Genomic DNA, 24998 nt, shown 5'->3' on the forward strand with positions numbered 1-24998 from the left:
GCGTATTTGTGAAAAAAAATCTCCATAAAATTTGTGAAGCAATGTGGTGGGACTAGTGCGATTCGAACGCACGACCTTCGGATTAGGAGTCCAATGCTCTATCCTGCTGAGCTATAGTCCCGTGTTTCCTACCATTCATGTAAAGTTATAGCAAAAAATCCTTTCTTTTCTAGATTTCTTGCATAACCAATTTATGACGACAAAAAACATTTCTGTACTTCTTGAGTATAATGCTATTATACTTAATAACATGGTTTAAGTAAGATTAATGCTAGTTAACAATATTGGTTATTTCTATAACAATCAAAACGACTTTGCTTTAAGCAATATAAACATTAAAGTAAAGAAAGGAAGTGTTGCATGTTTATTGGGGCATTCTGGCTGTGGCAAGTCAACAATTTTGAAATTAATTGCGGGGATAGAAAATCCAAAATCTGGAACTATTTTTATAAATGATAGGTTAGTTGCAAGTAATAAGGCATCAGTCGCTATAGAGCATAGAAATATCGGATTGATTTTTCAGCATTCTGCATTATTTCCTCATAAAACAGTAGTAGAAAATATAACCTTTGCTATCCGCAGCTCTTCCAAGAGAGAAAAGCACCTAATTGCATTGGAAATCTTGAAGTTACTCAATATAGAAAAATATGAAAATATGTACCCTAACGCCTTATCTGGAGGACAGCAACAATTAGTTGCAATAGCAAGAGTGATGGCACAAAACCCTGATGTTGTGTTGTTAGATGAACCATTTTCTAATTTAGATATACTGCTCAAGTGCCGAATAAGACAACATATATTGTCCCTTTTTAGAAGTAAAAATATCCCTGTGCTAATGGTAACTCATGACCCGCAAGAAGCATTGAAAGTTGCAGATTTTATCTACGTAATGAAAAATGGTAAAATTATTCAATCAGGAGTTTCTAGCGATATATACCATAAGCCTAAAGATGATACGCTAGCAAAGTTTTTTAGTGAGCTCTCTTCTACTCTACAGTTAAGCGAAAAGTTTCCACTTATTCGCTGCAAGAAAATAATCTAGTTTGGGATTGTTATAAAGTAATTAAAAAACCTTGATTTATAATTAAATAAAGGTGATATAATCTATGTGTTACTTGACTTCAGTCAAGTTTTAATATTTAAAGGTCAATATTTTAAATGGAGGTGAAAATGAGTTTAGGACCATGGCAATTGTTTCTAGTCTTAATAATAATTTTAGTTCTGTTTGGTGCAGGCAGATTACCGCAAGTTATGGGTGATTTAGGAAAAGGCATCAAAAACCTTAAACAGGAGCTTAAGGACTCAGAAAAATTATCGTCTAATGAACCAGATCGTTAGCGTCCTCATACTTCGTGACATGCACCTTAGTGCATGTCATCTGTTTAAAAACTTAGTCAGGTTAAAGAATGAAAGAGATGAAGTGTTGGTATGAAATAAATAACAAATATTGAAATACAGCAACAACTATGTTAGCTTAAGAGGAATATTTTATTAAAGGATAATTGTGCAAAAAAGTGAGAAACTAACTAAAGATAAAAAACTAGCTTCTGATATTCTAAAAGAGGTTGCAGATACCAATAACAATGATAGCGATAAAGTAACTTTGTTTGACATTAAAACAGCTTTGCATGAGCGCGGTTTTGGTATTTTAATAATCATCTTCTCCTTGCCGCTATCGGTGCCTATACCGGTTCCACCTGGTTATACAACTATTCTTTCTATACCTTTAATCTTATTCTCACTGCAGCTTCTATTTGGATTTGATTCTCCTTGGATGCCCAGTTGGCTAGAAAGAAGATCTTTTCAGCGTTCAACACTAGCTCTTGTGGTAGAGAAAACTTCCCCTGTATTAGAAAAAATAGAAAAATTCATGAAGCCAAGACTGTCTTTCATTTTCTATGGGCCTGGTGAGAAGATTCTGGCTTTTATGATGTTGCTTTGTGCAATAATAATAGCTCTTCCATTACCTTTTACTCACTTCCTTCCTGCAATTGGCACAACTCTTATTTCACTTAGCATTATGAGTAAAGACGGGTTTCTATCCATATTGGGAGTTTTAGTATCATTGTGCGCGTTGTTGCTTACTCTTGTTGTAATAGTCAAAGGACCACAACTTATAACCGGAGCACTTTCTCTTCTTAAAAGCTTTACAACACTTTAACAAAAGAACGAATTACTAGCGCAAAATGAATAATGCATATTGAAATAAAACAATAATTGTGTTAAGAATTATTTTTATCAAAGGTTTTTCGTGTCAAAAAATGATAAGTTGACTAAAAGTGATAAATTAGCTTCTGATATTCTAAAAGAAGTTGCAGATACCAATAACAATGATAGCGATAAAGTAACTTTGTTTGACATTAAAACAGCTTTGCATGAGCGTGGTTTTGGTATTTTAATAATCATCTTCTCCTTGCCGCTATCGGTGCCTATACCGGTTCCACCTGGTTATACAACTATTCTTTCTATACCTTTAATCTTATTCTCACTGCAGCTTCTATTTGGATTTGATTCTCCTTGGATGCCCAGTTGGCTAGAAAGAAGATCTTTTCAGCGTTCAACACTAGCTCTTGTGGTAGAGAAAACTTCTCCAGCATTAAAAAAAATAGAAAAGTTCATGAGACCAAGAATGTCTTTTATTTTCTATGGGCCCGGTGAAAAAATTTTAGCTTTTATAATGCTGCTTTGTGCGTTATCAATAGCTCTTCCACTACCTCTTACTAACTTCATTCCTGCAATTGGTACGACTCTTATTTCGCTTGGTATCATGAGTAAAGATGGGTTTCTATCCATATTGGGAGTTCTAATATCATTGTGTGGGTTATTGCTTACTCTTGTTGTAGTAGTCAAAGGGCCACAACTTATAATTGGGGCATTTTCTTTTCTCAAAAGCTTTGTATATGGTTAGGCTTTACAACACCTTAACAAAAAAAAAGGAACTTTTTACACCAACCGATAAAGATCATGTGAAAATGTATGTTTGCGGACCAACAGTATATGACACAGCACATATAGGCAATGCACGATCTGTTGTTGTGTATGATGTGTTATTTCGGCTACTCAAGTTTTGTTATGGCAAAGTTACCTATGTGCGTAACATAACCGACATTGATGATAAGATAATTAATGCAGCAAGCGAGAAAAATAGCAACATAGAAAGTATAACCACATATTACATTAAAGCTTTTCATGATGATATGGAAAGCATAAATTGTAAAGAGCCAACACACGAGCCAAAAGCAACGGAAAACGTAGATTATATTATAAAATTAATTGAACATTTACTGCAATCAGGCCACGCTTACGAATCTGACAAACACGTGTATTTTAATATAGAATCTTACCATGAATATGGTGCTTTATCAGGAAAAAAAACTGATGAATTGGTTCCAGGTAGCAGAGTTGAAGTTAATGAAAATAAAAAGCACCCTGGAGATTTTGTGCTGTGGAAGCCTGCAAATGATATTGACTACAAACTTTCAAGTTATTGGAATAGCCCATGGGGAGAGGGCAGGCCTGGATGGCATATAGAATGCTCAGCAATGTCATATGCTTACCTTGGCAAAGATTTTGATATTCATGGTGGCGGCATAGATTTACAATTTCCTCACCATGAAAATGAAATTGCACAGAGTAAGTCCGCATTTGCTGGATCAATGTTTGCAAAATACTGGATACATAACGGCTTTCTTACAGTAAATGAAGAAAAGATGAGCAAGTCCTTATTTAATATAGTCAAAGTAAGGGATTTGCTAGATAGTGGAATAAAGGGTGAAGTAATACGCTATGCACTGCTCAAAACTCACTACAGAAAACCACTTGATTGGACAGAAAACGTTATTTCTGATGCACAGGAAACCTTAAGCAAATTTTATCGGTTATTACGTGGTTTAGATATAACGAATATTGATGAAAGTAACGCAGAGATTTCTAAAGATTTTATAGACGCTTTAAAAAACGACTTAAACATCCCTGAAGCTCTAGCTATATTACATGAAATGGCTGCAAAAATCAACAAAATGAGTAATGAAAGTGAAAAGCTTAAATTAACTGAGAGTTTTGTTAAGAGTGCCAGATTTATTGGTCTTCTTGAGTCAAGTTATGAAAAGTGGTTTGCTGTGGATGTAAATCATCAAGAAATAGAAAGGTTGATAGACTTAAGAAAAATTGCAAAAAAAAATAAAAATTACGATACTGCAGACAAAATAAGAAATCAGTTGAAACAAATGGGGATTACAATTTCTGACAATGAAGATGGTACAACAACCTGGTAAATTCATATGGAAAACTACTTCCTGTTATTCACAGATAGTCTAGTATCATCATTAGTCTTACCCATACATCAAGGTTTTGTGTTCAATACCATGCTTTATTTCAGGTCGTATCACACTCCACTACTTATGTTATTTTTTGGAGTACTAGGATCAAGCCTTGGTGGAATAGTTAACTGGTACTTAGGTAGAATAACAATCTCTATACGAAAATCATACCACAAACTAGAGAACGAGCATAAAACACCAAAAATCGTAAGAAATCTACTGATTTGTGCAGTTGCATTACTTTCGTGGGTGCCAGCACTTGGAAGTGTGATTCAAATTTTATCAGGTTATTTTAAGTTAAACCTTTATATCCTTGCCCCTTTAATCATTCTATCTAATTTCTTCTATTTGTTATATCTAATACTTACTTTTGGCGTATAACAGCTATAGTACTACAGCTATTAAAGCCCACTTCTGTCATCCTATGCCCTGATAGAAGCGGAGCTATAAATTAAATGCAAAATTTCAATAGTTATAAGGATGCACCATGAGCTAAAAGTAACTTTATTTGAAAAAATTTCTCTTATACAAATATCATCAGGAGCAAGGTAGGACATTTGTAATTTTCCAAATTACAAATGTTGTTTTAGTATAACAGTCACTTTTATATTTGGATTCAAAGTCAAGCAGTTTTTCTGCTTCTTCTTCATATTCTTTCAGGTAGTCACTAACACTAATTTTTTTCTTACTTCTACGACTTAGTACAATATTGCTTTCGTTTATATATTTTACTGCTTGCCCCAAAGCTAATGGAAAATACTGCAATTCTTTTGTTAGTTTTTTTATTTCTTCATCTTGTAAATTATTTCTTATATTCAAAGCCTTCTTCACAAACCTCAAAGCTTCTGTTTCAGTAAACTCATCTAATTGTATTACTTGTATCTTACCTTCCTCTTCTCCTACTTTCCAATCTTTACTACGAGAAGTAATTAATACGCAAGGCTTGTTATAGTCCTGGCCTAAAGAGAATGGCAAAAACTTACTAATATCCTCATATCCCTCAGCATTATCAAAAATGAACAGGCTTTTCCTTCCCCTTCTTGCAAAGAAAGCATATATTTCTTTAACAATAGTTTCTATCGTCTTGTCATTTCCGTACTTATCCTGGGGAGGAATACCTAGTTTATCATCCTCAGCTAACTTCAGAAAAGAATTCTTCATAATTCCAAAGTTTTCAGCGTTTACCCATACAACATTGCCATCATAATCTTTTCTATATTCATAAGCGTATTTCCTAGCTAACTCACTTTTTCCTATTCCTCCAAGACCACCGATAACAAGCATTTGTGATATTGCCGTTAGTTTGCCAGTACTTTCATGCAATTTACCATATATTTCTTGCAATTCGCTGTCCCTCCCAACAAACATCTCAACTGGATATACCATATTAAACTGAATAGGCTTCTCTATCTGCTTGTTATTCTGTGTTGTTGCAACTGCATGTATTTTATGCAGTGTTTTACTATCCTTACGCTGTTGTTTTGCTATTTTACCTATTTCTTTATTCCCTTTCTCTACTTCTTGTCTTATCTCACTTAAAGTACTAGCACACATCTCTACTTTTCGGAAAAGCTCTTCGCCTTCTTTATGTGAAAGGAAACGTCCTTCTCTATCCTTCATCCAACTCCACATTTTCATAAAAAGCGCGTTGTAAGCAGTTTCGTCATTACCAAAGTAGTTGAACTTTTCGATCAATTTGTTACTTATCTCATTTTTGATTAATCCTTCCAGTTCAGCATGGTTAGGTAAATTAACTGCAAACACCAATTTATCTGGAAATTCCTCTATTTTCTTATTTATTTCTCCATCGCTAACTTGTCCACCTACCTCACCCTTTATAAAATCCATATTCTCTTGCAAGTGTGAGATAATACTATTATCAAATTTATATCTTACACTACTGCCTATATTCAGAAACTCATCTTCTGTGTTCATTCTTGTAAATGAAATTCCCTTATCTGCTAGACTTTCAAAGTCAAAACCGACATTTGTGGCAATAAAAAAATCCTTTATTTCACCCTCAAACTCTCCACTACTTTTGATCTTTAAATAAGCAATGAGATATTTTATTAAGCCAAACGCACCATTCTTTCCCGGTGTTAATAAGTCACCTATGCTGATCTTTTTGTGCCTACCCTGCCTGTGCTTGACTTGTATGAATCTATGTACTATTTTCCCATCTTGTTCATACCGAAGAACAATATCATCAAAATCCTTAGCTGATTTTTTCTCTGTGAATAGGCGGAAAGAATACTCTCTATCTACTGCATGTTTAGGAAACAGCATTAGCCATCTCGCTTGATACATAATACCATGAAAGGTGCGCTTAACTGCCGAGCAGGATAATCTTACAGGCACCTCACTCTAATCTCTCACTCAAAATTGAATTCACCACATCAGGGCTGGCTTTTCCTTTGGTAAGTTTCATAACTTCGCCGACAAAGAATCCGTATAACTTTGTTTTACCGCTTTTGTATTCTTGAACTTTATCTTGGTTGTTATTGACGATTGTGTCGATAACTCCTGATATTTGACCTCTATCGGTTATTTGTTTTAGGTCTTGCTCTTCTATAATTAAAGATGCAGGTTTGCCAGTTTCAAACATACTATCGAATACCTGCTTGCCAAGTTTAGCAGAGATTGTTCCATCAACGATAAAATCTAAGAGTTCGGACAAAGCATTTGCTTTGATTGGGGAGCTCACAATATCAATACCTGCTTTATTTAAACGACCGAAAAGCTCTACAGTTAACCAGGTGACCGCGAGCTTTGAATCATGTTTTTTTATCAATTCCTCAAAGTAATCAGCAATCGCCTTATCGGAAGTAATGACGTTTGCATCGTATTCGTTGATACCCAATTCCTCAATGTATCGCAGCTTTTTTTGATCTGGCAACTCAGGCAAAGATGATTTAATAGAATCGATTTTATCCTGGCTTACCTCAACAGGTAATAAATCAGGCTCAGGGAAGTATCTATAGTCGCTTGCATCTTCTTTGTTTCGCATCACTTTTGTTTTTCCCGAAGCAACATCAAACAATAAGGTATCTTGACTTATTTCTTCCCCACTTTCTAAAATTTCAATTTGTCTTTGTATTTCATAGTCTATAGCTTGCACAATATAACGTATCGAGTTCAGATTTTTTATCTCACAACGAGTGCCAAGTGCGCTACTGCCTTTTAGGCGGACAGAAACATTTGCATCACAACGAAGTGATCCCTTTTCCATATCACCATCACACGAACCAATGTAACGCAAAATCTGCCTCAATTTTTTCATGCATTCTGCAGCTTCCGCAGATGAACGGAGATCTGGTTCTGAAACAATTTCCATTAAAGCAACCCCTGCACGATTTAAATCTACATAAGTTTTGCTTTCCTCATGAACGCTCTTTCCTGCATCTTGCTCTAAATGAATTCTCGCAATTCTTATTTCTTTTTCATTGTCGTTGATAAATACTCTACCGTTTTTAACTATTGGCTCAAAAAACTGAGTTATCTGGTAACCTTGCGGTAAATCAGGATAAAAATAATTTTTCCGATCAAAGTAAGAATACTTATTAATTTCTGCAGAAAGTGCAAGACCAGTGCGTATTGCTTGCTCTATGCAGTAATAATTTAGTATTGGCAGCGTACCTGGCATTGCCGCATCAACTAGAGAAACTTGAGTGTTATGCTCAGCACCAAATTCCGTTGATGAGCTAGAAAATAGCTTCGTATTAGAAGAAACTTGAGCGTGTACCTCAAGCCCAATTACCGCTTCCCAATCCTCTTTCGTCATGTATTTTATTTAAATGATAATCTTAATATTCTGCAAAATTAGCACAAAAAGTCAAAACAAAACTCATGTTAGCTAAGTGGTATGCAGATTGTTTTACCCATAGAAACGGGTTAAATGCAAAAGATTACTTGACAAGCTTCGCCAGCCCTCTTATCATAAAATTGAAGCTATTTATTTATCTTCTCTGTACAGATTAAATGACAAAAAAGCTCACGTATCTGGCGTCTCATGTTTAATTTTTTGCACTATGTGCACCTTATGTCTTTATAAAACTTCTACCTACATAAGCTGAAACGCGCTTATAAAGCGTTTAAAACATAAAAAAACGCCAACTTAAAAAATGGATAGTGAATAACTAGCTACCCTAGGGTTTCTTTTGCCTTTTTTTCTGTTTAGTAAATTTCTTAACGTTTATAATTTAGATTAGTTGCGGTTTAAAAGCAACTGAATCGCGGTTATTAAGTGTTTAGAATAAAAAAACGCCATACTTGAAAGTATAATGTAAGTAATTAGCCAACCACGGGGCTTCTTTTGCCTTTTTTTTCGTTTGGTAAATTTCTTAATGTTTGTAGCTAAACGATAACCGTCATCCCGCTACTTGTTAGCGGCCGAGATACCGCGAATGAATCGCGGTATGACGTAGGATTGCTGTCATTCCAGTGCCAAGCACTGGGATCCAGCCTTTATTATTTGGTTGAAATTAAGTCTTCTGGATCCCAGTGGGCTTTGTTGCATCGCTCTTCGGATAGTAGGTAACGTACAATAAATTCATGAAGCTATCTCAAACTTAGCCATGCCTATTTCAGTAAATTTGTTAAGCAAATAACACTTGAGTAGCAGTTCCTTCTCACGATTAATTTCAGATTTGCTCCTAAAACTAAACCCAAATATTCGCTTCAACCTTGAGAAAAATCCTTCAATATACGATCTTTTTCCGTAATTTACTTCTTCTTTCCATCTTTTTATACCATTCTCACCATGTAATTTCATTAACTGAATAGCGGCATTTCTATCAAGCATATAATCCAATTTTGGATGCTCTGCTGCGTTGTTTTTCGGAGGAATTTTCGTTTTTATACCATATTGATTACACAGCTTATAGAGCTTTTCTCTGTCATATGCCCTATCTGCATATAGTACTTTTATGACATACTGAAAATCGACTTCTTTTAGCAAATCACAAGCTCCATAGTGATCAGAGTAGACACCGTTACTGTATTTTACAGCTATGGCTTTTTTGCTGTTTGTATTCAACATTACATGCAATTTTCTTGTCTGTTCATAGCTGCGATACTTTCTATCTTCGCTATTTTCTTTGCTATGACCAGGAGTGTTGTTGTATATACTAATTCCTGTACTGTCTATAGCAATTTCGATATCTTCCATATTATTTTCTGCAATCATTGATCTTAATATTGAGTTTCTTAAACCTTCTTGATGATTGTGAATAGCTGATAACTTGCAAATTTTTCCCAATTTGCTCAAGGTATCCTGCTATAAACCCAACTGTTTGCCTCAGGCCTATTCTAAATAAACAAGTTATTATGTGCACCAAAATTACAACTTTATCGCTATAAATATTGTTGCCACCTGGTATTTTTGGACCATTCTCGTACCACTTTTCTATGGCTTCGTTGATATAATGAAAAATATTTCCTCTTTTTTCTAGAAATTTGTTATATTCGCTATGGTTACTGACCCTCATTTTTTGTGGCATATTTTTTCTTTCAAGGTTAAATGGCTATTTTATAATGAATTTTGTCAGTAGCCACCAGATTTTTCAGTTGCTATGCAACAAAGCCCACTGGAATCCAGTCCTTTTGCACAGTTCCATCAAAAACGTTGTAAAGCGCTTTCGTGTTTACCAACTTAGTGCCCAATCTGGATCCCAGTGGGCTTTGTTGCATCGCTACTTATGAAAGGCTAACTATAGTTAGGATTATAAGCAACCTATTGAAAATCTTGTTTTTTTGCAATCAATCTGATCAAATTTAAGAATAGTAATTTGTTATTTATATTAATAAATTTAATTCTATTGAAAATAGCTAAAGCATTGAAATTCTTGAATTTTAGCCAGATTAGTGAGTGGTAGTGAAATTTCTTTTACTCAAATTTAGGTATTCACTGACCGTTCTTGTTATAAATACCAGAATAATAAGCTACTGATATTCGCTATCTTTTTTATCTTTAATCCATCATAGCTAGCGATGCAACAAAGCCATTCCAGTGTCAAGCACTGGAATGACATCATAGGGGCACTGCCCTTTTGGATGGAAACCAGTGTCAGCTACTTAGATGATACCTTTTTTCTACTTAGTTTGGGTTATGCAAGAAGTCTATTGCATTCCTGAGCAATTTGATTCATTATTCTTTTTGTAAAAAATTTTCTTAACTTTCTCTCCACTTTTTTGGTAAGGTCACTTTAAAGGAAGTCTAATAGATGCTACATAGAAATCCAGATGAGTTTCTAAAGTCTATTCCAAAAGATAAGCGCATAATGTGCCTTGACATGGGAGAAAAGCAAATAGGCATAGCATTTAGCGATAAAACACAGCTCATAGCCACAGCTCATAGCATATATCACAGAAAAAATATGAGCAAAGATTTAGGTTATCTGCATAGAATATTCAAAGAAAATGAAGCTGGATCAATGGTAATAGGAATACCATTAAACATAGACGAGCAAGAAACTAAATGGTGTAAAACCATAATCCAATTTGCAAATAAAATAATAAAAAAATATAAAGTAAATATATACTTACAAGACGAGAGCTTATCAACATCTATTGCAACTCATACACTAAAAATCACTGGAATATCAATCACAAAATCGAAAAAAATAGATGATAAAATCTCCGCATGTATTATTTTGCAACGAACGTTAGACAAGATAAATACAATCAAATAGTTTTTCCAGATCTGGAAATCTTCAAACTGAATCCCATATAAAAGTTACTCAACAAAACAAGAACCTTTCGTATAAGCATGACAAATTGCTACAGCAAGAGCGTCAGCAGCATGGTGGCATTTTATACTCAAATTTTTAACTATTTGCTTCACCATAAATATCATCTGATCCTTATCAGCATGACCATTTCCGGTAATGCTTTTTTTTACATAGTTTGCATCATATTCATTCATAGTTAGCTTTGTTATTTTTAACGCTAAAATTACAACCCCTCTTGCATATCCTAAAGTTAGTGAAGATTTAGGATTTTTATTAACAAAAATTTTCTCCACCGCAGCTTCATTCGGAGAGTATAGGGAAATTACTTTCTTTAATTGTTCAAAAATTGTATGTAGGCGTTCACCTGTACCCAATTTACCATCAGTTGATATGGTACCGCCGCCCAAAAATTCAATATTATTTTTTTCGTTCAGGCTGATAATGGCCCACCCAGTCTTGCTTATTCCTGGATCTAGACCTATTATTTTAACCACTTAATAAACGCTTAACCAATAGACAAACAAAAATAAAAATATCCAGACTACATCTACAAAGTGCCAATACCAGGAGGCAAACTCAAAGCACAAATGGTCCTGAAGTGTAAATTGGCCTTTCCGTGCTCTAAATAAACACACTGATAAAAATATTATTCCTATTATAACGTGTGCGCAGTGAAAACCGGTAATCATATAAAAATTGGATGTATAAATAAGCTTTTCTCCTGTTTCTTGTAGAGAAAAACTCGCTTCATGATACTCTATTGCTTGCACTATTATAAAAAAAACTCCAAGCAATATAGTTATGGACAGCATTTTAATCATGCTCTTTTTATCATTTTTAAGTAAAGAGTGATTTGCCCAAGTAATTGTTGTACCAGAAAGCAATAATATTAATGTATTCATGAATGGTAGTGACCACGGATCAGGTGGCAAAATTCCCTCAGGGGGCCATTCAACTTTTTTTGCAGGAGAAAACGCCTCAAATAAAAAAACTGGATCAAGCCAGGCTTTAAAGAATGAACAAAAGAACACTATAAAAAATACGACCTCCGAGAGAATAAACAAGTACATTGCAAATTTGAGTCCATGTTTTACAATGGCAGTGTGACATTTGTCATAAATGGCCTCCCTTATTACATCTCTCCACCAATAAAACAGCACCCCTGATACTGCGGAGATTCCCAAAACTAAACAAAACATTCCGACAATTTGTTTATGAAGCGCGCCAACTAATCCAAGTGCAAGAATAAGAATTGCTGCTGATACAGCAATTGGCCAAGGGCTTGGATCCACTAAATGAAAATCATGTTCTTTACTTTTCATAGCATTTTAAAAAATACTTATTAAGGATACAAATTAGCTTAAAATTGTCAATGTTCCTTAGGAAATTGATTGAATCTTGAAAAATTATATGCACCGTTCAAAAAATCTAACACAAATTGTGCAGTTATTCTAAACAACTCAAGCATTCTGCTCTTTTCGTTTTCTCTTGCTCTGCTGCAATATCCATCAACAATATTTTCCAAAATAATGCATCCAGACTTTACTGAATCACTGTAACAAAAATTAAACCAATCCCTGTATCTATTATTTTTCTTGAATCTATTTTTCATGCTATCAACGACAGTCTCGTATATAAACATGCAAGAATACAAAACCGTCATAGCCTCATAGGTATTACTATGCGAGATGGATAAAAGAAAATTAGTGAAATTAAAACACTCAAGAGATTTCTTTTCGCGACTTATACCGTACATAGTAAAGTAGTAGTCATATAGCATTCTATTAACAGTCACTACTCTTTGGGCTACTTCAGCAAGCGAGATAATACTACTATAATCTTCCATTTTGGATGCAGTAATTAAGGTGGTACGAATATAATCACCTAAGAACAACGTCTTTTGTTGAGCATAGAATTTGAAGTTCTCTATATTTAGGGTGTTATTCGCTAACTCAACATTAAAAGGATGCTCAATTATATCCTTTAAAAGATTTGACCCGTAACAGCTCCTAATTATGCCACTGAACACTGTAGTTATCGATAAAAGATCAAGTTAACGTAAATAATCCGCTGCTAATATTCTTTGCTAGATATATTAGAGTAATATGCCTCATCCCAAAACATTATTTCTAATTCCAGCCCTTTCTTAAAAAACTCATACATCCTCTTTTTTTCACAGTCACTAGCTTTTTTATATAGCTTATTTGTAATATCAGTAACCTCATCAATTACAGCATTTACTGTTTCGCTACTATAAATGTTGATCCACTCTTTGTATTTGTTATTTTTAACCCCTTTAGTTGTTATCTCATTTACCATATGGCGTATAACGATTTGGTATATGTTAAAGCAAGAATAAGATGCTACTAAAGCTTCATTAACAGAATTGTGATATGCGGCACTCATGAAAAAGTCAGTAAAGGCAGAACAAGCTCTTGACTTTTTGTGATCATCAGATAGATCACAATCTTCAAAATATTTTTTATACTGTTCTCGAACATAAAATGCTCCTTGTGCCAAATTGATTAAACTACTCATCATTTCAATATCATCAACTCTAGCTGCAACAATTAAAAAAGCACGAGCGCAATCTATACAATACAGAAAATCCTGCTGAAGGTAGAATTTGAATTTTTCATAATCTAATGTATTATTTATCAATTCAACATTAAAAGGGTGTTCTTTTATTTTATCAATAAGATCAGAAAACTCTTTTAGAGGTTGTCCGGAAACAAGTAAATTCAAGCATATTCCCTCTTTAACATAACCCTACTCATAGCTAGGTATATGAAATTCTCAGTGGATGTTGTGAGTAAATCATACTCCTTCGATAGCCTTCTATTCCTATTAACCCAAGCAAAAGTCCTTTCTACAACCCATCTTCTTGGCTGTACTTTAAACCCTTGTTCTCTTGTTGGTAGTAGCTCAGGTGGCGTATCTTTGTGCACCCAAAATCTACATGGAGGCCTTGTAACAATTTCAATATCTATGTCATATTCTTCCTTTATGTGATTCTTTAAATTTCTTCCTTGGTATCCCATGTCAGCCCACATTTTTTTAACTTTAGTATATTTTGTTCTCATATTGTTTAATGCTATTTTAATACCATCTCTATCATTTTCGTTAGCAGCGCCTACGTAACAACCTAGTATAAAACCCTGAGTGTCTGTAATTATATGCCTTTTTCTACCCTTTACTTTTTTACTTCCATCATAGCCTTTGATCCCCCCTTTTCTGTAGTCTTTACAGATTGACTATCTACTATACAGGCACTCGGCTGCTCATTCCTTCCTATTTTTCTTCTACTATATTTTGTAATTTCATAATTCATTTTCTCAAAAATTCCCTGCTTCTTCCATTGCCTGAACTGCTCATACACAGTCTTCCATAGCGGAAAATCATTTGGTAAATACCGCCATTGACACCCTGTACGCAATACATAGAAAATTGCTTCTAATATTTCTCTTTTGCTATACTTTGGCAGCCTTCCTCCTTTCTTGTATGATACTCTGAAGTGTTTTTCTATTCTTGCCTATTCCCTTTCGCTTAGATCTGTTGGATACTTTTTTCTCATCTTTACCCCGTACTAAAATTTCAGATATTATAGCCTTTTACTTGTTTCCGGACAACCTCTAATACCAATTCTCATTGTTGTCCAGTCAAATAGGAAACATTGCAGAGTTGTTTAATTGTGGAGCTGGCAAGAGAAGTAATAAATTTGCACAAAGCACCCTCAAGTAGAGCAATTGTATCGTATATTTTATTGCGCAAAATGTTCTGTTTTATATATAACCAAAGCCTCTCAACAGGATTTAGCTCAGGTGAGTATGGAGGTAGGTATATAATGTCGATATTTTTAGGTACCTTTAAATTTTTTGACCTATGCCAACTAGCACAGTCCATAACGAGAAAAGCCTCTCGTGTTTCTAGATATTGCGAAATTTGCTCAAGAAATATGTTCATGCAATCAGTGTTGACATTTGGTGCAAATAAGCTAGAACTCTCTCCATTTCTAGGATTAACTGCACTATAGAGATAGAAATTTTGCCTACCTAATTTTGTTTTAACCTGTGTTCTAATCCCCTTTTTAAACCACCCATGTCCAACTTTTGAATGTGTGCCAAACCGTGATTCATCAAAGAAAAATAGCTCTTTTTCTGGATACTTGCTAATAGCTCAATTGAGATTTTTTTTTGAATTCCTCTTGTTTGCTTTTATCTTGTCCATTATGAACTGGTCTTGGTGTAATATATGAGAATTTCATCTTTTGCATATGGCGGTGTACTGTAGATTTGCTGATATTTAATCCGAACTTTTCCTGGATTCTTATTCTCATTTCTTTAATGGTGATATTAGGATTTTCTTCTATCCACTCTTCAATTTGCTGTAGTTGAGCCTGATTTAATTTAGTTTTTCTACGACGTTGTGAAGGAGCAAACAGTTTTTCTTCTCTGCCAATTTTCAAGAGTTTTACCCACGAAGTTAGTGCGCTTCTTGAAATGCAATATATTTTTGCTACAGCCGTTATACTGTACTTTTTTGCTGCAATTACAGCATTTAGTTTTTTTGAAACATATGCATTATTCCTTACTTTCTTCAGCATTTCTTTTGCTGATTCTACTACTTTTTCATCCAATAATTTTGATCTTAATGCCATTTAAACCTCGCTATTTTACTTACTTCAGTATGGCTTTTCTTCCATCATTGTCCATCTGTTTGCCCTGTAATGGGAATTGGTATTACTATGCTCTTTTATAAAAAAATATTTTACTCTTTTTGACTGGCCAGGGCTTTTTTTTAAATGTCTCTTTCCCTTGTTACTCTTGCTAACTCTCTTTGTAAATCAAACCTCTCTTTGTCGTAAGGAGCCATGTTACCTCTACCTGGAAATGCATTTGCCGCTGACTTTTTTTCGTTATATTTCTTCATCCATTTTCCTAATACACTATCCCTTATTCCTAGATCTCTTGCTACTTTTGCAACTGGTTGACCTACCTTTCTTTGTTCATTTGCCAGCTTAACAGCTTCCAATTTGAATTCTGCCGTATATTCTCTTACCATTTCTAATCCTCCAAAATTCTATTTTACCCAAAAAAACTCTTTTCTTTCTCTCCACTTTTTCTGGGTAAGGTCAGTTTACTGGCCTCTCCATGAGTGAGATTGAAAAATTAAGTGGAAATCTGTGAACGGTTACCTTGGATGACAGAAAAGAGTGTTGGAAGGAGGCAATATTAAAAACTTAATTTCAGTCCAGCCAAGAACACATAACCAGAGTTGTTATTTTCTATTTTAGGCTCTTTTGTACTAAACTTTACAATATCGAAATAGTATGAAGTACCTAAAAAAAGAGAATTTTCAAGACTTAAAGCATATGATGTTAACTCGTTTGTACCTTCGCCTGCAATATCCCTACCACTACTAAAATATGTTAAGCTCGATTTGTAAGAATCAGAACGGTAAGCGATACCTGCATTCATATAATACGTATTATTTGTTTCAGGATTACGCTTCTCACCAGATTTACCACCATTACCATACGAAAAAATGTAATCAAGATCGAACAATTTTAGCTTCAAACCAAAATTCCAGTGTAGTAATTGATTGCGGCATTCATAATTTTTAGAAGTCCCATCTGAGCAATCAGTTAAATTTTCTCTTGCAAATTCACCAGTTAAGGCAGTAGTAAAACCTATATCATCTGACAAGCTGTTTTTATAGGAAAGGCCAGCAGCAATTAAATTGCTATACTGTAAGTTATTTTTTCCTGGAACATAACTGAATCCGAGTTGAAAGTTATAGATTTCAGGGGAGGTGTAGTTAATTGATGATTGTTTTAACCCTAGTTCGAGTTCATTATAATCGCTATAAATATTGGGCTTGACCCAGAACACCTTGTCTTGATCATATCCAGGGTCACCATCTTTTTTATGATCACCGCGCAAATTTGCATAGTTTGTCCAATGACCATTTACTCCTCCAGCAGCTGCATAAATTTTTGAAGTGTTAATTAACATGCTCTGACCAACTAAACTTCTTTTACCATATTCAATTGATCCAAGTTCCTGGTTTTTTATGATAAAATACCATTCCTCCATGTCTAACTTTTCTATGTCTAACGCTTTTAGGTTTGCAATACCAGAAACCCCTGCCTTAACATTAACCCCCATTTGAGTATTTGGATAAACTTGCTGTAAATAAAGAAAGCGCAAGTATGAATAACTTGAAGTTTTATCCTTAGGCTTAGCATTGAAAGAATCTCTGTTGAAGGCGTAGCCGAATCTCAAATCTATTTTTCCGTCTAGTTCTGCATAAAATATTTCCTTATCCAAAATTGTTTTAGAGCTAGCACTATTCTGCAAAAACAATGATGAAAGCAGTGCTACCAGGTAGTACTTTAACTTCATAAATAAACTTAAATCTTTATAAAAATTTAAGTTTAAACTCAATATAAATAAAAAACAACTTTTCAGAAGGCACCGCTGGTAGATTTTGCTGCCTGTTTTTGAGCTATATTCCCATAAATTATTGATACACTTGGTAATTTTTGCATTAATAACTGCTTATTAATGGCAGAATGTATACGATTAATTATTTTAGATGTACTTTTTACATCGCAGTTAATCAAAACAAAAAGCACTTTATTCTCATCAATATACCCTAGAAAATCATCACTACGGCAATTTTTATAAAAATGTTCTATGACAACTTTCAGTGCATCATTTGTCTCGCTACAGCTACTATTTAAGCCAATTATTCCTATAGCTGCATTAATTTGATGTTGAAAGGCGAAATTCAATATAACGTATAACTCTAGAATAGTGGACTCATTGCCCGGTATATCGAATAAGTCATGGTTTTTATATTTTTTACCCATTAGATATTCATCTCTAAAGATTCCTAATTTATGGGACAAACTGATATCACGTATTAACAGCTCATAATTTATTTTATTACTGGCAAATTGTGCAGTGCGGAAAACTTTTACTTTTGTCCTGATATCTTCTCCTTTAGCATCAGTTAAGGAAAAATCTATCACTTTAGGTAATATATCAAGTAAATCGTGCCCATTTTCGGTATACTCTAAATAATTCTTCACGTTGTCAGCTGCTCTTGTGCTTAAGATATTAATTAATGGCTTATTAAGCAAATTCTCCTCTTCATATTTTAACAAATCCCTTGCAACTTGATTGAGCCCTAAAATTAACACGTTTTTTTTCTTATTATCCTGACAAACAGATACCACAGCATCATCTTTTCTTCTTGCAGTTATGAAATCATCCATACTTTCATTCTATACAGCGTATTTATAAGTATAATAAGATTATATTAAGATTTACTTACTTATTGATATGCTTAATTAGGTATAGACAAAATGTCATACGGGATGGCTTTGTTGTAGAAGAATCAAGATTACTGTTTATAGACTTCAAGTTACTGCAAAAAATATTTTAAAACATAGTGATATCTTGACTTTACCTAGTTAATATTCCAAATTATAAAAAAACAGATAGTTCTATGACGACAAGTCTATTACAAGGCAAAAAGGGATTAATAACCGGAATAATAAATAAGAGATCAATAGCATACGGTATAGCAAAAACTCTCTCAGAGCACGGAGCAGAACTTGCAATCACCTACCAGAATGAAATAATAAAAGAAAAACTATCACCAATAGCAGATGAACTAAATGTGGAGCTAATATTACACTGCGACGTTTCAAATGAAAAAATCATAGATAACGCTTTCGAAATAATAGAGAAAAAATGGGGTACTCTTGACTTTTTGGTGCATGCAATAGCATTCTCCGATAAAAATGAGTTAGATGGTAAATATGTCAATACTTCACTGGATAACTTCCTCAATGCAATGCATATATCGTGCTATTCTTTTACTGCTTTAGCGCAAAGGGCTGAAAAAATGATGTCAAATGGTGGTAGTTTACTTACTTTATCTTATTATGGCGCTGAAAAAGTTATGCCAAATTATAACGTTATGGGTTTATGTAAAGCGGCACTTGAAGCAAGTGTAAAATATATAGCATGTGATCTCGGGCCACAAAATATCAGAGTAAATGCAATTTCCGCTGGTCCAATCAGAACTTTAGCATCTTCTGGAATAAGCGATTTTCACTCCATATCAGAATGGAATAGAAATAACTCTCCGCTCAGACGCAATGTTACAATAGAGGATGTTGGCAAGGCAGCGTTATACTTATTAAGCGACTTAAGTAGTGGCACTACTGGAGAAATTTTGCACGTTGATTCAGGATATAACGTTGTGGGAATGAAGGTGGTTGACTGAGATCTAAATCCTTAATTCAAAGCGCTAGTTCCTTCGGGTTCATACACAACTCTATCAGGAGTTTTGTGACTGTGATTGCAGAAAACATCGAACATAAAATTCCTATTGATAGAGTGACAGAAAAGCCTCTTATTGCTCCACTGCCAATAATGAACATTATTCCTGCAGCAATTAATGTAGTGATATTTGAATCCAGTATTGTCTTTATAGCGTTTTTAAACCCTTCTTCAATAGCACGTTCCACTCTCTTGCCAGATTTGATTTCCTCACGAATTCGCTCAAATATTAAAACATTTGCATCCACCGCCATACCGACAGTGAGTGCAATACCGGCAATTCCAGGTAAAGTTAGAGTTGCTTCAAGCAGAGTGAGAATTGATAATATAAGAACTACATTAGAAAAAAGTGCAACAGAGGCCAATACACCTAATTTGCCGTAAGTGATGATTATAAATAAAGCCACGGCTATAATAGAGATTGTTGCTGCCATTTCCCCTGCCTTTATTGACTCTTCTCCAAGACTTGGGCCAATGTTTTTTTCTTCAATTATTTTAAGTGGTGCTGGCAGTGCTCCAGATTTTAAAAGTATTGCAAGTTCGCTTGCTTGTTTTTCAGTGAAATTACCGCTAATTTCTCCCTCTCCATTTAAAATTGGCTCACGTATTGTAGGTACTGTTAAGACTGTGTTATCCAGAACAATTGCAAAAGGTTTTCCCACATTTTCTTTAGTGATTTTTGCGAATCTTTTACTCGCTATGCTGTCAAATTTAAAATGCACTGTTGGTTTACCTAAGTGACCAAATCTAACTGATGCGTTAACCAGCGAATCACCACCTATTTCAGTTTTGCGGAATATTGGATAAGAATTACCTAAAGAATCCTTGAGCATGACAGTGGTTTCATGGTCTATATCCTGCACCTTGGCTATGTTAGTGTTTGCCAAATGAAAAGCTAGCTTAGCAGTTTTGCCAAGCAGAGATTTTATCTGCTTGGTATCTTCTACTCCAGGCACCTGCACTAATATTTTATTCTGCCCTTGTTTTTGAACGCTGACTTCCTTTGTGCCAAGTTTGTCCAAACGGCGCTGGACATTGTTTATTGATTCTGCAGCTACTTCACTGATCAAAGAATTTTTATAATGGGGTTTATACGAAATGAGAATTGAAGAATCTTTTCTATTTAGCTCTAAATTTGGATTTATCGCATTAATCAACACAGATGCTTTTTTATAATCATCAATATTATTTAAAGTTATAACGCTATTTTGTACGTTAGATTCAATATCTTTTGTTAGCAACGTCTCTTTTATTTCGTTAGCTAGCATGCTTAGCTTTTCCTTAAAATAGAAGTCTAAGTCTATGTTTAAAAGCAAAGATGCCCCTCCTTTCAGGTCAAGGCCTAAGTTTATTCTTTTTTTCGAAATAAAAAGCTTATTATCAAAGAAATTTGGCAGTGTTATGTATAAAGCAAATAAACAGATGCATAATACTGAAAAAGATTTGACTATAAGTCTGTTGTACATAAGTTGTAGGTTTAAAATTGTAATAATTGATTGTAAGTTAAAAATAGATTTTTGTAAAATTCTCTATTTGACCTTACCCAGAAAAAGCAGAGAGAAAGTTAAGACGTTTTTATCATGAGAATAAATTGTGCAGGAATGCAATAGTTAATAGTAGAATGTCTACGTTATTTGTTATAAAAGATTTCTATGTATTCAAATATGGCAGTTCTGGTTTGTTGAGCGAGAAGTATCAATAAGCAGCTCCCTTTTAAGTGAACTTTTCTGCAACAGAGTTATCGTAACAACAGCCCTTATGGCTCATGCTGGAAATGATGTTTTTTGTATTCAATAGAAATTGGTAATTTTGAGAGGTATACTGTGACCCTTGATCGCTATGTAACAGCAGATTTTTATCGGGTTTGCGTTTATCAACGGCCATCAATAAAGAATCTATAACTAATTATCATGTTACTCATTAACCACCATGCGTGAATATAGGTCAATTATTGCCGCCAACAACCTTCTTTAGTTTTTATGTAGGTAATCCCAAACTTTATTTGGCTGATCAGTAGTAAAATTTTGATCCAATGTGTTCGGAGCCACAACTCGGTTGCTTATTTGCTGTTTTTTATTTTTGAACCTTCGTCTAAGCTTGGTTTTAATGCCATTTTCTTGCATAACACTTTGTACTGTTTTAATTTTTGCCTAAAGCTTTTAATTCAGCGTGAATTTTAGGGGCTCCATATCTGCATTTAGAATGCTTGATGTATTTTTTGAATATCTGCTAGAAGCCCTTCTTTTGCTAATTCTTTACTGCTTTTTTCCTTAGCAACCCATACCACCAGTACAAAACCCTACATAGTTCCTGTGTTTTATAGCAATTTCTATATAAAAGAATACTTTACTCTTTTTCTTTGCCCAGGGCTTTTTTTAAGATGTCTCTTTCTCTTATTAGCTCTTTTTTTAGATCAAATCTTTCTTTGTCATAAGGAGCCTTTGCCTGGAAATGCGTATGCTCCAGACATTTTTCCATCATATTTTCTTACTTAACATACTGCCATCTATACCTAGATCTTTTGCTATTTTTGTACTTGCTTGACCTGTTTCTTTAACCAGCTTAACAGCTTCTAATTTGAATTCTGCTGTATATTCTCTTCTATTTGTCATATTTTGAAAAAACGTTTTACTTTACTCCAAAAACGTCTTAACTTTCTCTCTACTTTTTCTGGACTACTCCGAATCGGTTGACAAATTGGACGCTTGATAAGCATAATTTGGAGCTTCTTGTGTAATGACTATATCATGAGCGTGACTCTCTCTTAATCCTGATGCAGTAATAGTAACAAATTTACAATTTTTTTTCATCTCTTCTATATTCCTATTACCAGTATACCCCATTGCAGCTTGCAATCCGCCAATCAATTGATGGATTACTCCTGAAGCTGGACCTTTGAATGGAACTCTTCCTTCCACTCCTTGTGGAACTAATTTGAGTTTTGAATCTTTATCTTGAAAATAACGGCTAGCTGAACCTCGTTTCATTGCACTAATAGATCCCATTCCTCGATAGCCTTTATATGCTCTGCCCTTATACATAATAATCTCACCTGGGCTTTCGTCAGTGCCAGCAAAAATCGAACCAATCATCACAGAGTCAGCACCAGCTGCAATAGCTTTTGCAACATCTCCTGAGTATTTTACCCCACCATCAGCAATTAGTCTGACGTTTCTTGCTCTACACGCCTCTGCAACATTCTTGATTGCAGAGAATTGTGGCACACCAACACCTGTAACTATTCTGGTTGTACAGATTGATCCTGGTCCTATTCCGACCTTCACTGCATCAACACCCGCATCAATCAACGCTTCAGCAGCCTCCTTTGTTGCAATGTTTCCGCCAATTAATTGCGTATTAGGATACATCTTTTTTATTTCCCTAATGGTATTGATAACGTTTTCGGAATGACCGTGAGCAGTATCCACAACAACTACATCAACTTCTTCTCCGATCAAAGCTTCACATCTGTCTATACCATCTTTTTTACCAGTGCCAATTGCAGCGGCAACTCTGAGACGCCCTTTACTGTCTTTACATGAATTTGGGTATCTATTGTATTTTTCAATGTCTTTAACCGTAATTAAACCTATACAACAAGAATTTTCATCTACGACCAAAAGCTTTTCTATTCTATTTTCATGCAACAATTTCATTGCTGAGGCACTATTCACTCCCTGCTCCCGCACTGTCACTAACTTATCTTTTGTCATCACTTCGGAAACTTTTACATTCATGTTCTGGTCTTCAATAAATCTCACATCTCGGTTAGTTAAAATTCCAACTAACTTGCGTTGATCGACTACAGGAATGCCAGAATAATTGTGCTCTCTCATTAATGAAATTGCTTCCGCAACTGTTTTATCCGGTGAAATCGTAATTGGGTTATACACGATCCAACTTTCATATTTTTTCACCCTTCTTACTTCTAAAACTTGTTCATCTATTGATAAATTCTTATGTATGCAACCTATCCCTCCATGTTGGGCAATAGCTATTGCAAAGCCCGATTCAGTAACAGTATCCATTGCAGAGGATATGAGAGGGATATTTAGTTCTATACTATTTGTTAAATAAGTTTTTGTATCTGCATCGCAAGGCAATATATTAGAATAGGCTGGCAAAAGAAGTATATCGTCAAACGAATAACAAGCTTCCATTTTTTTCATAGGCTTTATTTAAAGCTTATACGCCAATTAATTAAATTGCAATAGGCAAAATTAGCTAGGAGCCTTTAATTGTATAGCTCTAACTGTTTTTAGGAGATAGAAAAGCTATATGGTTGCTAATACATTTTATTGCAGAATAAGCATTCTATAGCTAACCCAAGAAAGGTTTCCCTACGTCATACCACGATTCATTCGCGGTATCTCTAGATCCCGCTAACAAGCAGCGGGATGACGGTTCTTCAAATCGTTAAGGTGTCATCCAAGCCTCCTATGATGTCATTCCAGTGTCCCTATGATGTCATCCCAGTGCCCAGACACTGGGATCCAGGAATTTTATTAAGTATAAAAGTAGCCGTTTTATGTTAAAATACAACGTTTTAATGATTATGAAAAAGCTGGATTCCAGACTGGAATGACATCGTTTACTATGTGCCATATTGCAATGTTCGTACAGTAAGCCATAGGATGACAGAAGCGGAGCTATAGAAGCCGGTGTGGCTCTGTCGTATAGCTCTCACTGTTTTTAGGGGATAGAAGAGATACCAGAATATATAGCTGCTAATATATTTTATTGCACAATAAGCATTCTACATTATTTGCCAGCAAACAGAACTGCTCAATAGTTAAGTTTTCTGGACGTTCATTTCCACTCAATTTAGCGTTTTCAAGGACAGTTTCAGCGTGGTTCGTTATATTTTGCAAGCTATTTCTCAGCATCTTTCTTCTTTGAGAAAAAACAGCACGTGTTAATCTTGTTAAGGTTTCCAAATTTACTGCAAATTTTGGGATAGGCAAAGGATTTACTGTAATTACTGAAGAATGTATTTTTGGTCTTGGAAAAAACTCTTTAGGTTCAATATCAAATTCCTTTTTTATATCACATAGTAACTGGCTTAGCACTGATAAGGAACCATAATCTTTAGAATTGGGTCTTGCCGTAATGCGATCTGCTACCTCTTTTTGAAACATTAATGTCAAGTTCGTAAAAAATTTTATATTATTTAACCACTTTAAAAATAACACTACCGAGATATTGTAAGGCAAGTTAGCAATAACTTTAACTGGACGTTCTATCAGCTCTTCTTCTATAACGTGCAGTGCATCTGCTTCTATAATTTTATACTTTCCTTGATGCTCATTTAGCAGTTGATCATGGTGTTTTACTAAATCTCTATCTTTTTCTATAGAAAGTAGAGACTTTGGATTATGCACCAATATTTCTCTTGTTAATGCACCATATCCAGGACCAATTTCAATGACATTAAAATTTTCCAGACTACCAGCTAAAGCGACTATTTTTTTTGTTATCTCACTCGATAAAATAAAATTTTGCCCTAGACTCTTTTTTGGCTTCAGTAAAAATTTTCTCATATTATTTTCATTATACAGTATTTTATAAAAATTAGTTGACGAAAATTCATTGAT

At 34.5% G+C, this 24998-nt stretch carries 30 protein-coding genes and 1 tRNA gene; 11 read left to right on the top strand and 20 right to left on the bottom strand.

Annotated elements, in window-relative coordinates; all coding sequences use genetic code 11:
* Nucleotides 1-44: 44 nt before the first annotated feature.
* Nucleotides 45-121 (bottom strand) — tRNA-Arg (locus tag ABWU47_RS02905).
* Between the two features lie 147 nt (nt 122-268).
* Between ABWU47_RS02905 and ABWU47_RS02910 the strand changes: the two genes are divergently transcribed.
* From ABWU47_RS02910 to ABWU47_RS02935, 6 genes are all read left to right on the top strand, one after another.
* Nucleotides 269-1042 carry an ABC transporter ATP-binding protein gene (locus tag ABWU47_RS02910; protein ID WP_006279498.1) on the top strand — a complete coding sequence of 258 codons (774 nt, stop codon included), beginning with the start codon at nt 269-271 and terminating at the stop codon, nt 1040-1042.
* Between the two features lie 128 nt (nt 1043-1170).
* Nucleotides 1171-1338: a twin-arginine translocase TatA/TatE family subunit gene (locus ABWU47_RS02915; protein ID WP_006013840.1), complete on the top strand. Its 168-nt coding sequence runs from the start codon at nt 1171-1173 to the stop codon at nt 1336-1338.
* Nucleotides 1339-1504: 166 nt separating this feature from the next.
* The gene (locus ABWU47_RS02920) at nt 1505-2161 is read left to right on the top strand and encodes an exopolysaccharide biosynthesis protein (protein WP_264705549.1); all 657 of its coding nucleotides are present in this window, start codon (nt 1505-1507) and stop codon (nt 2159-2161) included.
* A gap of 90 nt (nt 2162-2251) precedes the next feature.
* Nucleotides 2252-2908: an exopolysaccharide biosynthesis protein gene (locus ABWU47_RS02925; RefSeq protein ID WP_353271229.1), complete on the top strand. Its 657-nt coding sequence runs from the start codon at nt 2252-2254 to the stop codon at nt 2906-2908.
* A complete protein-coding gene (gene cysS, locus ABWU47_RS02930; RefSeq protein ID WP_353285753.1) occupies nt 2901-4274 on the top strand; it encodes a cysteine--tRNA ligase in 1374 nt (457 codons plus the stop codon). Before ABWU47_RS02925 ends, cysS begins: the two co-directional genes overlap by 8 nt.
* Before the next feature lie 6 nt (nt 4275-4280).
* Nucleotides 4281-4700 carry a YqaA family protein gene (locus tag ABWU47_RS02935; RefSeq protein ID WP_077188498.1) on the top strand — a complete coding sequence of 140 codons (420 nt, stop codon included), beginning with the start codon at nt 4281-4283 and terminating at the stop codon, nt 4698-4700.
* Nucleotides 4701-4856: 156 nt separating this feature from the next.
* On the opposite strand, the gene ABWU47_RS02940 is transcribed toward ABWU47_RS02935, so the two are convergent.
* The 4 genes from ABWU47_RS02940 to ABWU47_RS02955 all read right to left on the bottom strand — a co-directional run bounded on the left by ABWU47_RS02940 (nt 4857) and on the right by ABWU47_RS02955 (nt 9817).
* Nucleotides 4857-6626 (bottom strand): NB-ARC domain-containing protein, encoded by a 1770-nt coding sequence (locus ABWU47_RS02940; RefSeq protein WP_353285754.1) that lies wholly within the window; start codon nt 6624-6626, stop codon nt 4857-4859.
* Between the two features lie 52 nt (nt 6627-6678).
* A complete protein-coding gene (gene gatB / locus ABWU47_RS02945; RefSeq protein WP_077188500.1) occupies nt 6679-8100 on the bottom strand; it encodes an Asp-tRNA(Asn)/Glu-tRNA(Gln) amidotransferase subunit GatB in 1422 nt (473 codons plus the stop codon).
* 768 nt (nt 8101-8868) lie between these two features.
* Complete coding sequence (locus ABWU47_RS02950; protein WP_082246250.1) at nt 8869-9504, bottom strand: transposase; 636 nt, start codon at nt 9502-9504, stop codon at nt 8869-8871.
* Entirely contained in the window at nt 9488-9817 is a 330-nt protein-coding gene (locus tag ABWU47_RS02955; RefSeq protein ID WP_007548762.1) for a transposase, read from the bottom strand. Before ABWU47_RS02955 ends, ABWU47_RS02950 begins: the two co-directional genes overlap by 17 nt.
* A 490-nt stretch (nt 9818-10307) precedes the next feature.
* Between ABWU47_RS02955 and ABWU47_RS02960 the strand changes: the two genes are divergently transcribed.
* Together ABWU47_RS02960 and ruvX are read left to right on the top strand one after the other, a co-directional pair.
* Nucleotides 10308-10451, top strand: a complete 144-nt coding sequence (locus ABWU47_RS02960) for a hypothetical protein (protein WP_209473144.1) — start codon at nt 10308-10310, stop codon at nt 10449-10451.
* A gap of 89 nt (nt 10452-10540) precedes the next feature.
* Nucleotides 10541-11008, top strand: a complete 468-nt coding sequence (gene ruvX / locus ABWU47_RS02965; RefSeq protein WP_077188502.1) for a Holliday junction resolvase RuvX — start codon at nt 10541-10543, stop codon at nt 11006-11008.
* A gap of 44 nt (nt 11009-11052) precedes the next feature.
* Here the strand turns inward: ruvX and ruvC are convergent, their stop codons facing one another.
* The 9 genes from ruvC to ABWU47_RS03010 form a co-directional block, all read right to left on the bottom strand.
* Nucleotides 11053-11541 carry a crossover junction endodeoxyribonuclease RuvC gene (ruvC, locus tag ABWU47_RS02970; RefSeq protein ID WP_015588791.1) on the bottom strand — a complete coding sequence of 163 codons (489 nt, stop codon included), beginning with the start codon at nt 11539-11541 and terminating at the stop codon, nt 11053-11055.
* On the bottom strand, nt 11542-12369 hold the full coding sequence (locus tag ABWU47_RS02975; protein WP_006279354.1) for a cytochrome c oxidase subunit 3: 828 nt from the start codon (nt 12367-12369) through the stop codon (nt 11542-11544). It abuts the gene before it with no gap.
* A 47-nt stretch (nt 12370-12416) separates the two neighbouring features.
* Nucleotides 12417-13076 carry a TenA family protein gene (locus tag ABWU47_RS02980; protein WP_010962391.1) on the bottom strand — a complete coding sequence of 220 codons (660 nt, stop codon included), beginning with the start codon at nt 13074-13076 and terminating at the stop codon, nt 12417-12419.
* 44 nt (nt 13077-13120) lie between these two features.
* Nucleotides 13121-13792: a TenA family protein gene (locus ABWU47_RS02985; RefSeq protein ID WP_070356740.1), complete on the bottom strand. Its 672-nt coding sequence runs from the start codon at nt 13790-13792 to the stop codon at nt 13121-13123.
* Nucleotides 13789-14573, bottom strand: a protein-coding gene (locus tag ABWU47_RS02990; protein ID WP_353285763.1) for an IS5 family transposase whose coding sequence is annotated in 2 segments (ribosomal slippage) — nt 13789-14252 and nt 14252-14573 — 786 coding nt in all. Because the reading frame shifts where the segments join, the coding sequence is not laid out codon by codon here. Before ABWU47_RS02990 ends, ABWU47_RS02985 begins: the two co-directional genes overlap by 4 nt.
* A gap of 119 nt (nt 14574-14692) precedes the next feature.
* Nucleotides 14693-15704, bottom strand: a protein-coding gene (locus ABWU47_RS02995; protein WP_410530061.1) for an IS630 family transposase whose coding sequence is annotated in 2 segments (ribosomal slippage) — nt 14693-15223 and nt 15225-15704 — 1011 coding nt in all. Because the reading frame shifts where the segments join, the coding sequence is not laid out codon by codon here.
* Nucleotides 15705-15844: 140 nt separating this feature from the next.
* Nucleotides 15845-16108, bottom strand: coding sequence for a transposase (locus ABWU47_RS03000; protein ID WP_010082296.1), 264 nt, complete (start codon nt 16106-16108; stop codon nt 15845-15847).
* Nucleotides 16109-16278: 170 nt separating this feature from the next.
* Nucleotides 16279-17451: a porin gene (locus ABWU47_RS03005; protein WP_077188504.1), complete on the bottom strand. Its 1173-nt coding sequence runs from the start codon at nt 17449-17451 to the stop codon at nt 16279-16281.
* 62 nt (nt 17452-17513) lie between these two features.
* On the bottom strand, nt 17514-18329 hold the full coding sequence (locus tag ABWU47_RS03010; RefSeq protein WP_077188505.1) for a PAS domain-containing protein: 816 nt from the start codon (nt 18327-18329) through the stop codon (nt 17514-17516).
* A gap of 233 nt (nt 18330-18562) precedes the next feature.
* Here ABWU47_RS03010 and ABWU47_RS03015 point away from each other — a divergent pair, with 233 nt between their 5' ends.
* Nucleotides 18563-19348 (top strand): enoyl-ACP reductase, encoded by a 786-nt coding sequence (locus ABWU47_RS03015; protein WP_006280349.1) that lies wholly within the window; start codon nt 18563-18565, stop codon nt 19346-19348.
* 16 nt (nt 19349-19364) lie between these two features.
* On the opposite strand, the gene secD is transcribed toward ABWU47_RS03015, so the two are convergent.
* A complete protein-coding gene (gene secD / locus ABWU47_RS03020) occupies nt 19365-20720 on the bottom strand; it encodes a protein translocase subunit SecD (protein ID WP_236514340.1) in 1356 nt (451 codons plus the stop codon).
* Between secD and ABWU47_RS03025 the strand changes: the two genes are divergently transcribed.
* Nucleotides 20707-20988: a hypothetical protein gene (locus tag ABWU47_RS03025; RefSeq protein ID WP_039964338.1), complete on the top strand. Its 282-nt coding sequence runs from the start codon at nt 20707-20709 to the stop codon at nt 20986-20988. The two genes, secD and ABWU47_RS03025, sit on opposite strands and share 14 nt — an antisense overlap.
* A gap of 129 nt (nt 20989-21117) precedes the next feature.
* On the opposite strand, the gene ABWU47_RS03030 is transcribed toward ABWU47_RS03025, so the two are convergent.
* The 4 genes from ABWU47_RS03030 to guaB all read right to left on the bottom strand — a co-directional run bounded on the left by ABWU47_RS03030 (nt 21118) and on the right by guaB (nt 23573).
* Nucleotides 21118-21288: a DDE-type integrase/transposase/recombinase gene (locus ABWU47_RS03030; protein ID WP_080717647.1), complete on the bottom strand. Its 171-nt coding sequence runs from the start codon at nt 21286-21288 to the stop codon at nt 21118-21120.
* Nucleotides 21289-21750: 462 nt separating this feature from the next.
* On the bottom strand, nt 21751-21885 hold the full coding sequence (locus ABWU47_RS03035; protein WP_007548509.1) for a hypothetical protein: 135 nt from the start codon (nt 21883-21885) through the stop codon (nt 21751-21753).
* Nucleotides 21882-22016 (bottom strand): IS3 family transposase, encoded by a 135-nt coding sequence (locus tag ABWU47_RS03040; protein WP_007548354.1) that lies wholly within the window; start codon nt 22014-22016, stop codon nt 21882-21884. Before ABWU47_RS03040 ends, ABWU47_RS03035 begins: the two co-directional genes overlap by 4 nt.
* A gap of 63 nt (nt 22017-22079) precedes the next feature.
* Entirely contained in the window at nt 22080-23573 is a 1494-nt protein-coding gene (gene guaB, locus ABWU47_RS03045) for an IMP dehydrogenase (RefSeq protein ID WP_006279746.1), read from the bottom strand.
* A 228-nt stretch (nt 23574-23801) separates the two neighbouring features.
* Between guaB and ABWU47_RS03050 the strand changes: the two genes are divergently transcribed.
* Nucleotides 23802-23939: a hypothetical protein gene (locus tag ABWU47_RS03050; protein WP_156518046.1), complete on the top strand. Its 138-nt coding sequence runs from the start codon at nt 23802-23804 to the stop codon at nt 23937-23939.
* A 192-nt stretch (nt 23940-24131) separates the two neighbouring features.
* On the opposite strand, the gene rsmA is transcribed toward ABWU47_RS03050, so the two are convergent.
* On the bottom strand, nt 24132-24944 hold the full coding sequence (gene rsmA, locus ABWU47_RS03055; RefSeq protein ID WP_077188507.1) for a 16S rRNA (adenine(1518)-N(6)/adenine(1519)-N(6))-dimethyltransferase RsmA: 813 nt from the start codon (nt 24942-24944) through the stop codon (nt 24132-24134).
* Nucleotides 24945-24998 lie beyond the last annotated feature (54 nt).

Source organism: Wolbachia endosymbiont (group A) of Gastracanthus pulcherrimus (assembly GCF_964028265.1).
In the GTDB taxonomy this organism is placed as follows: Bacteria; Pseudomonadota; Alphaproteobacteria; order Rickettsiales; family Anaplasmataceae; genus Wolbachia; species Wolbachia pipientis.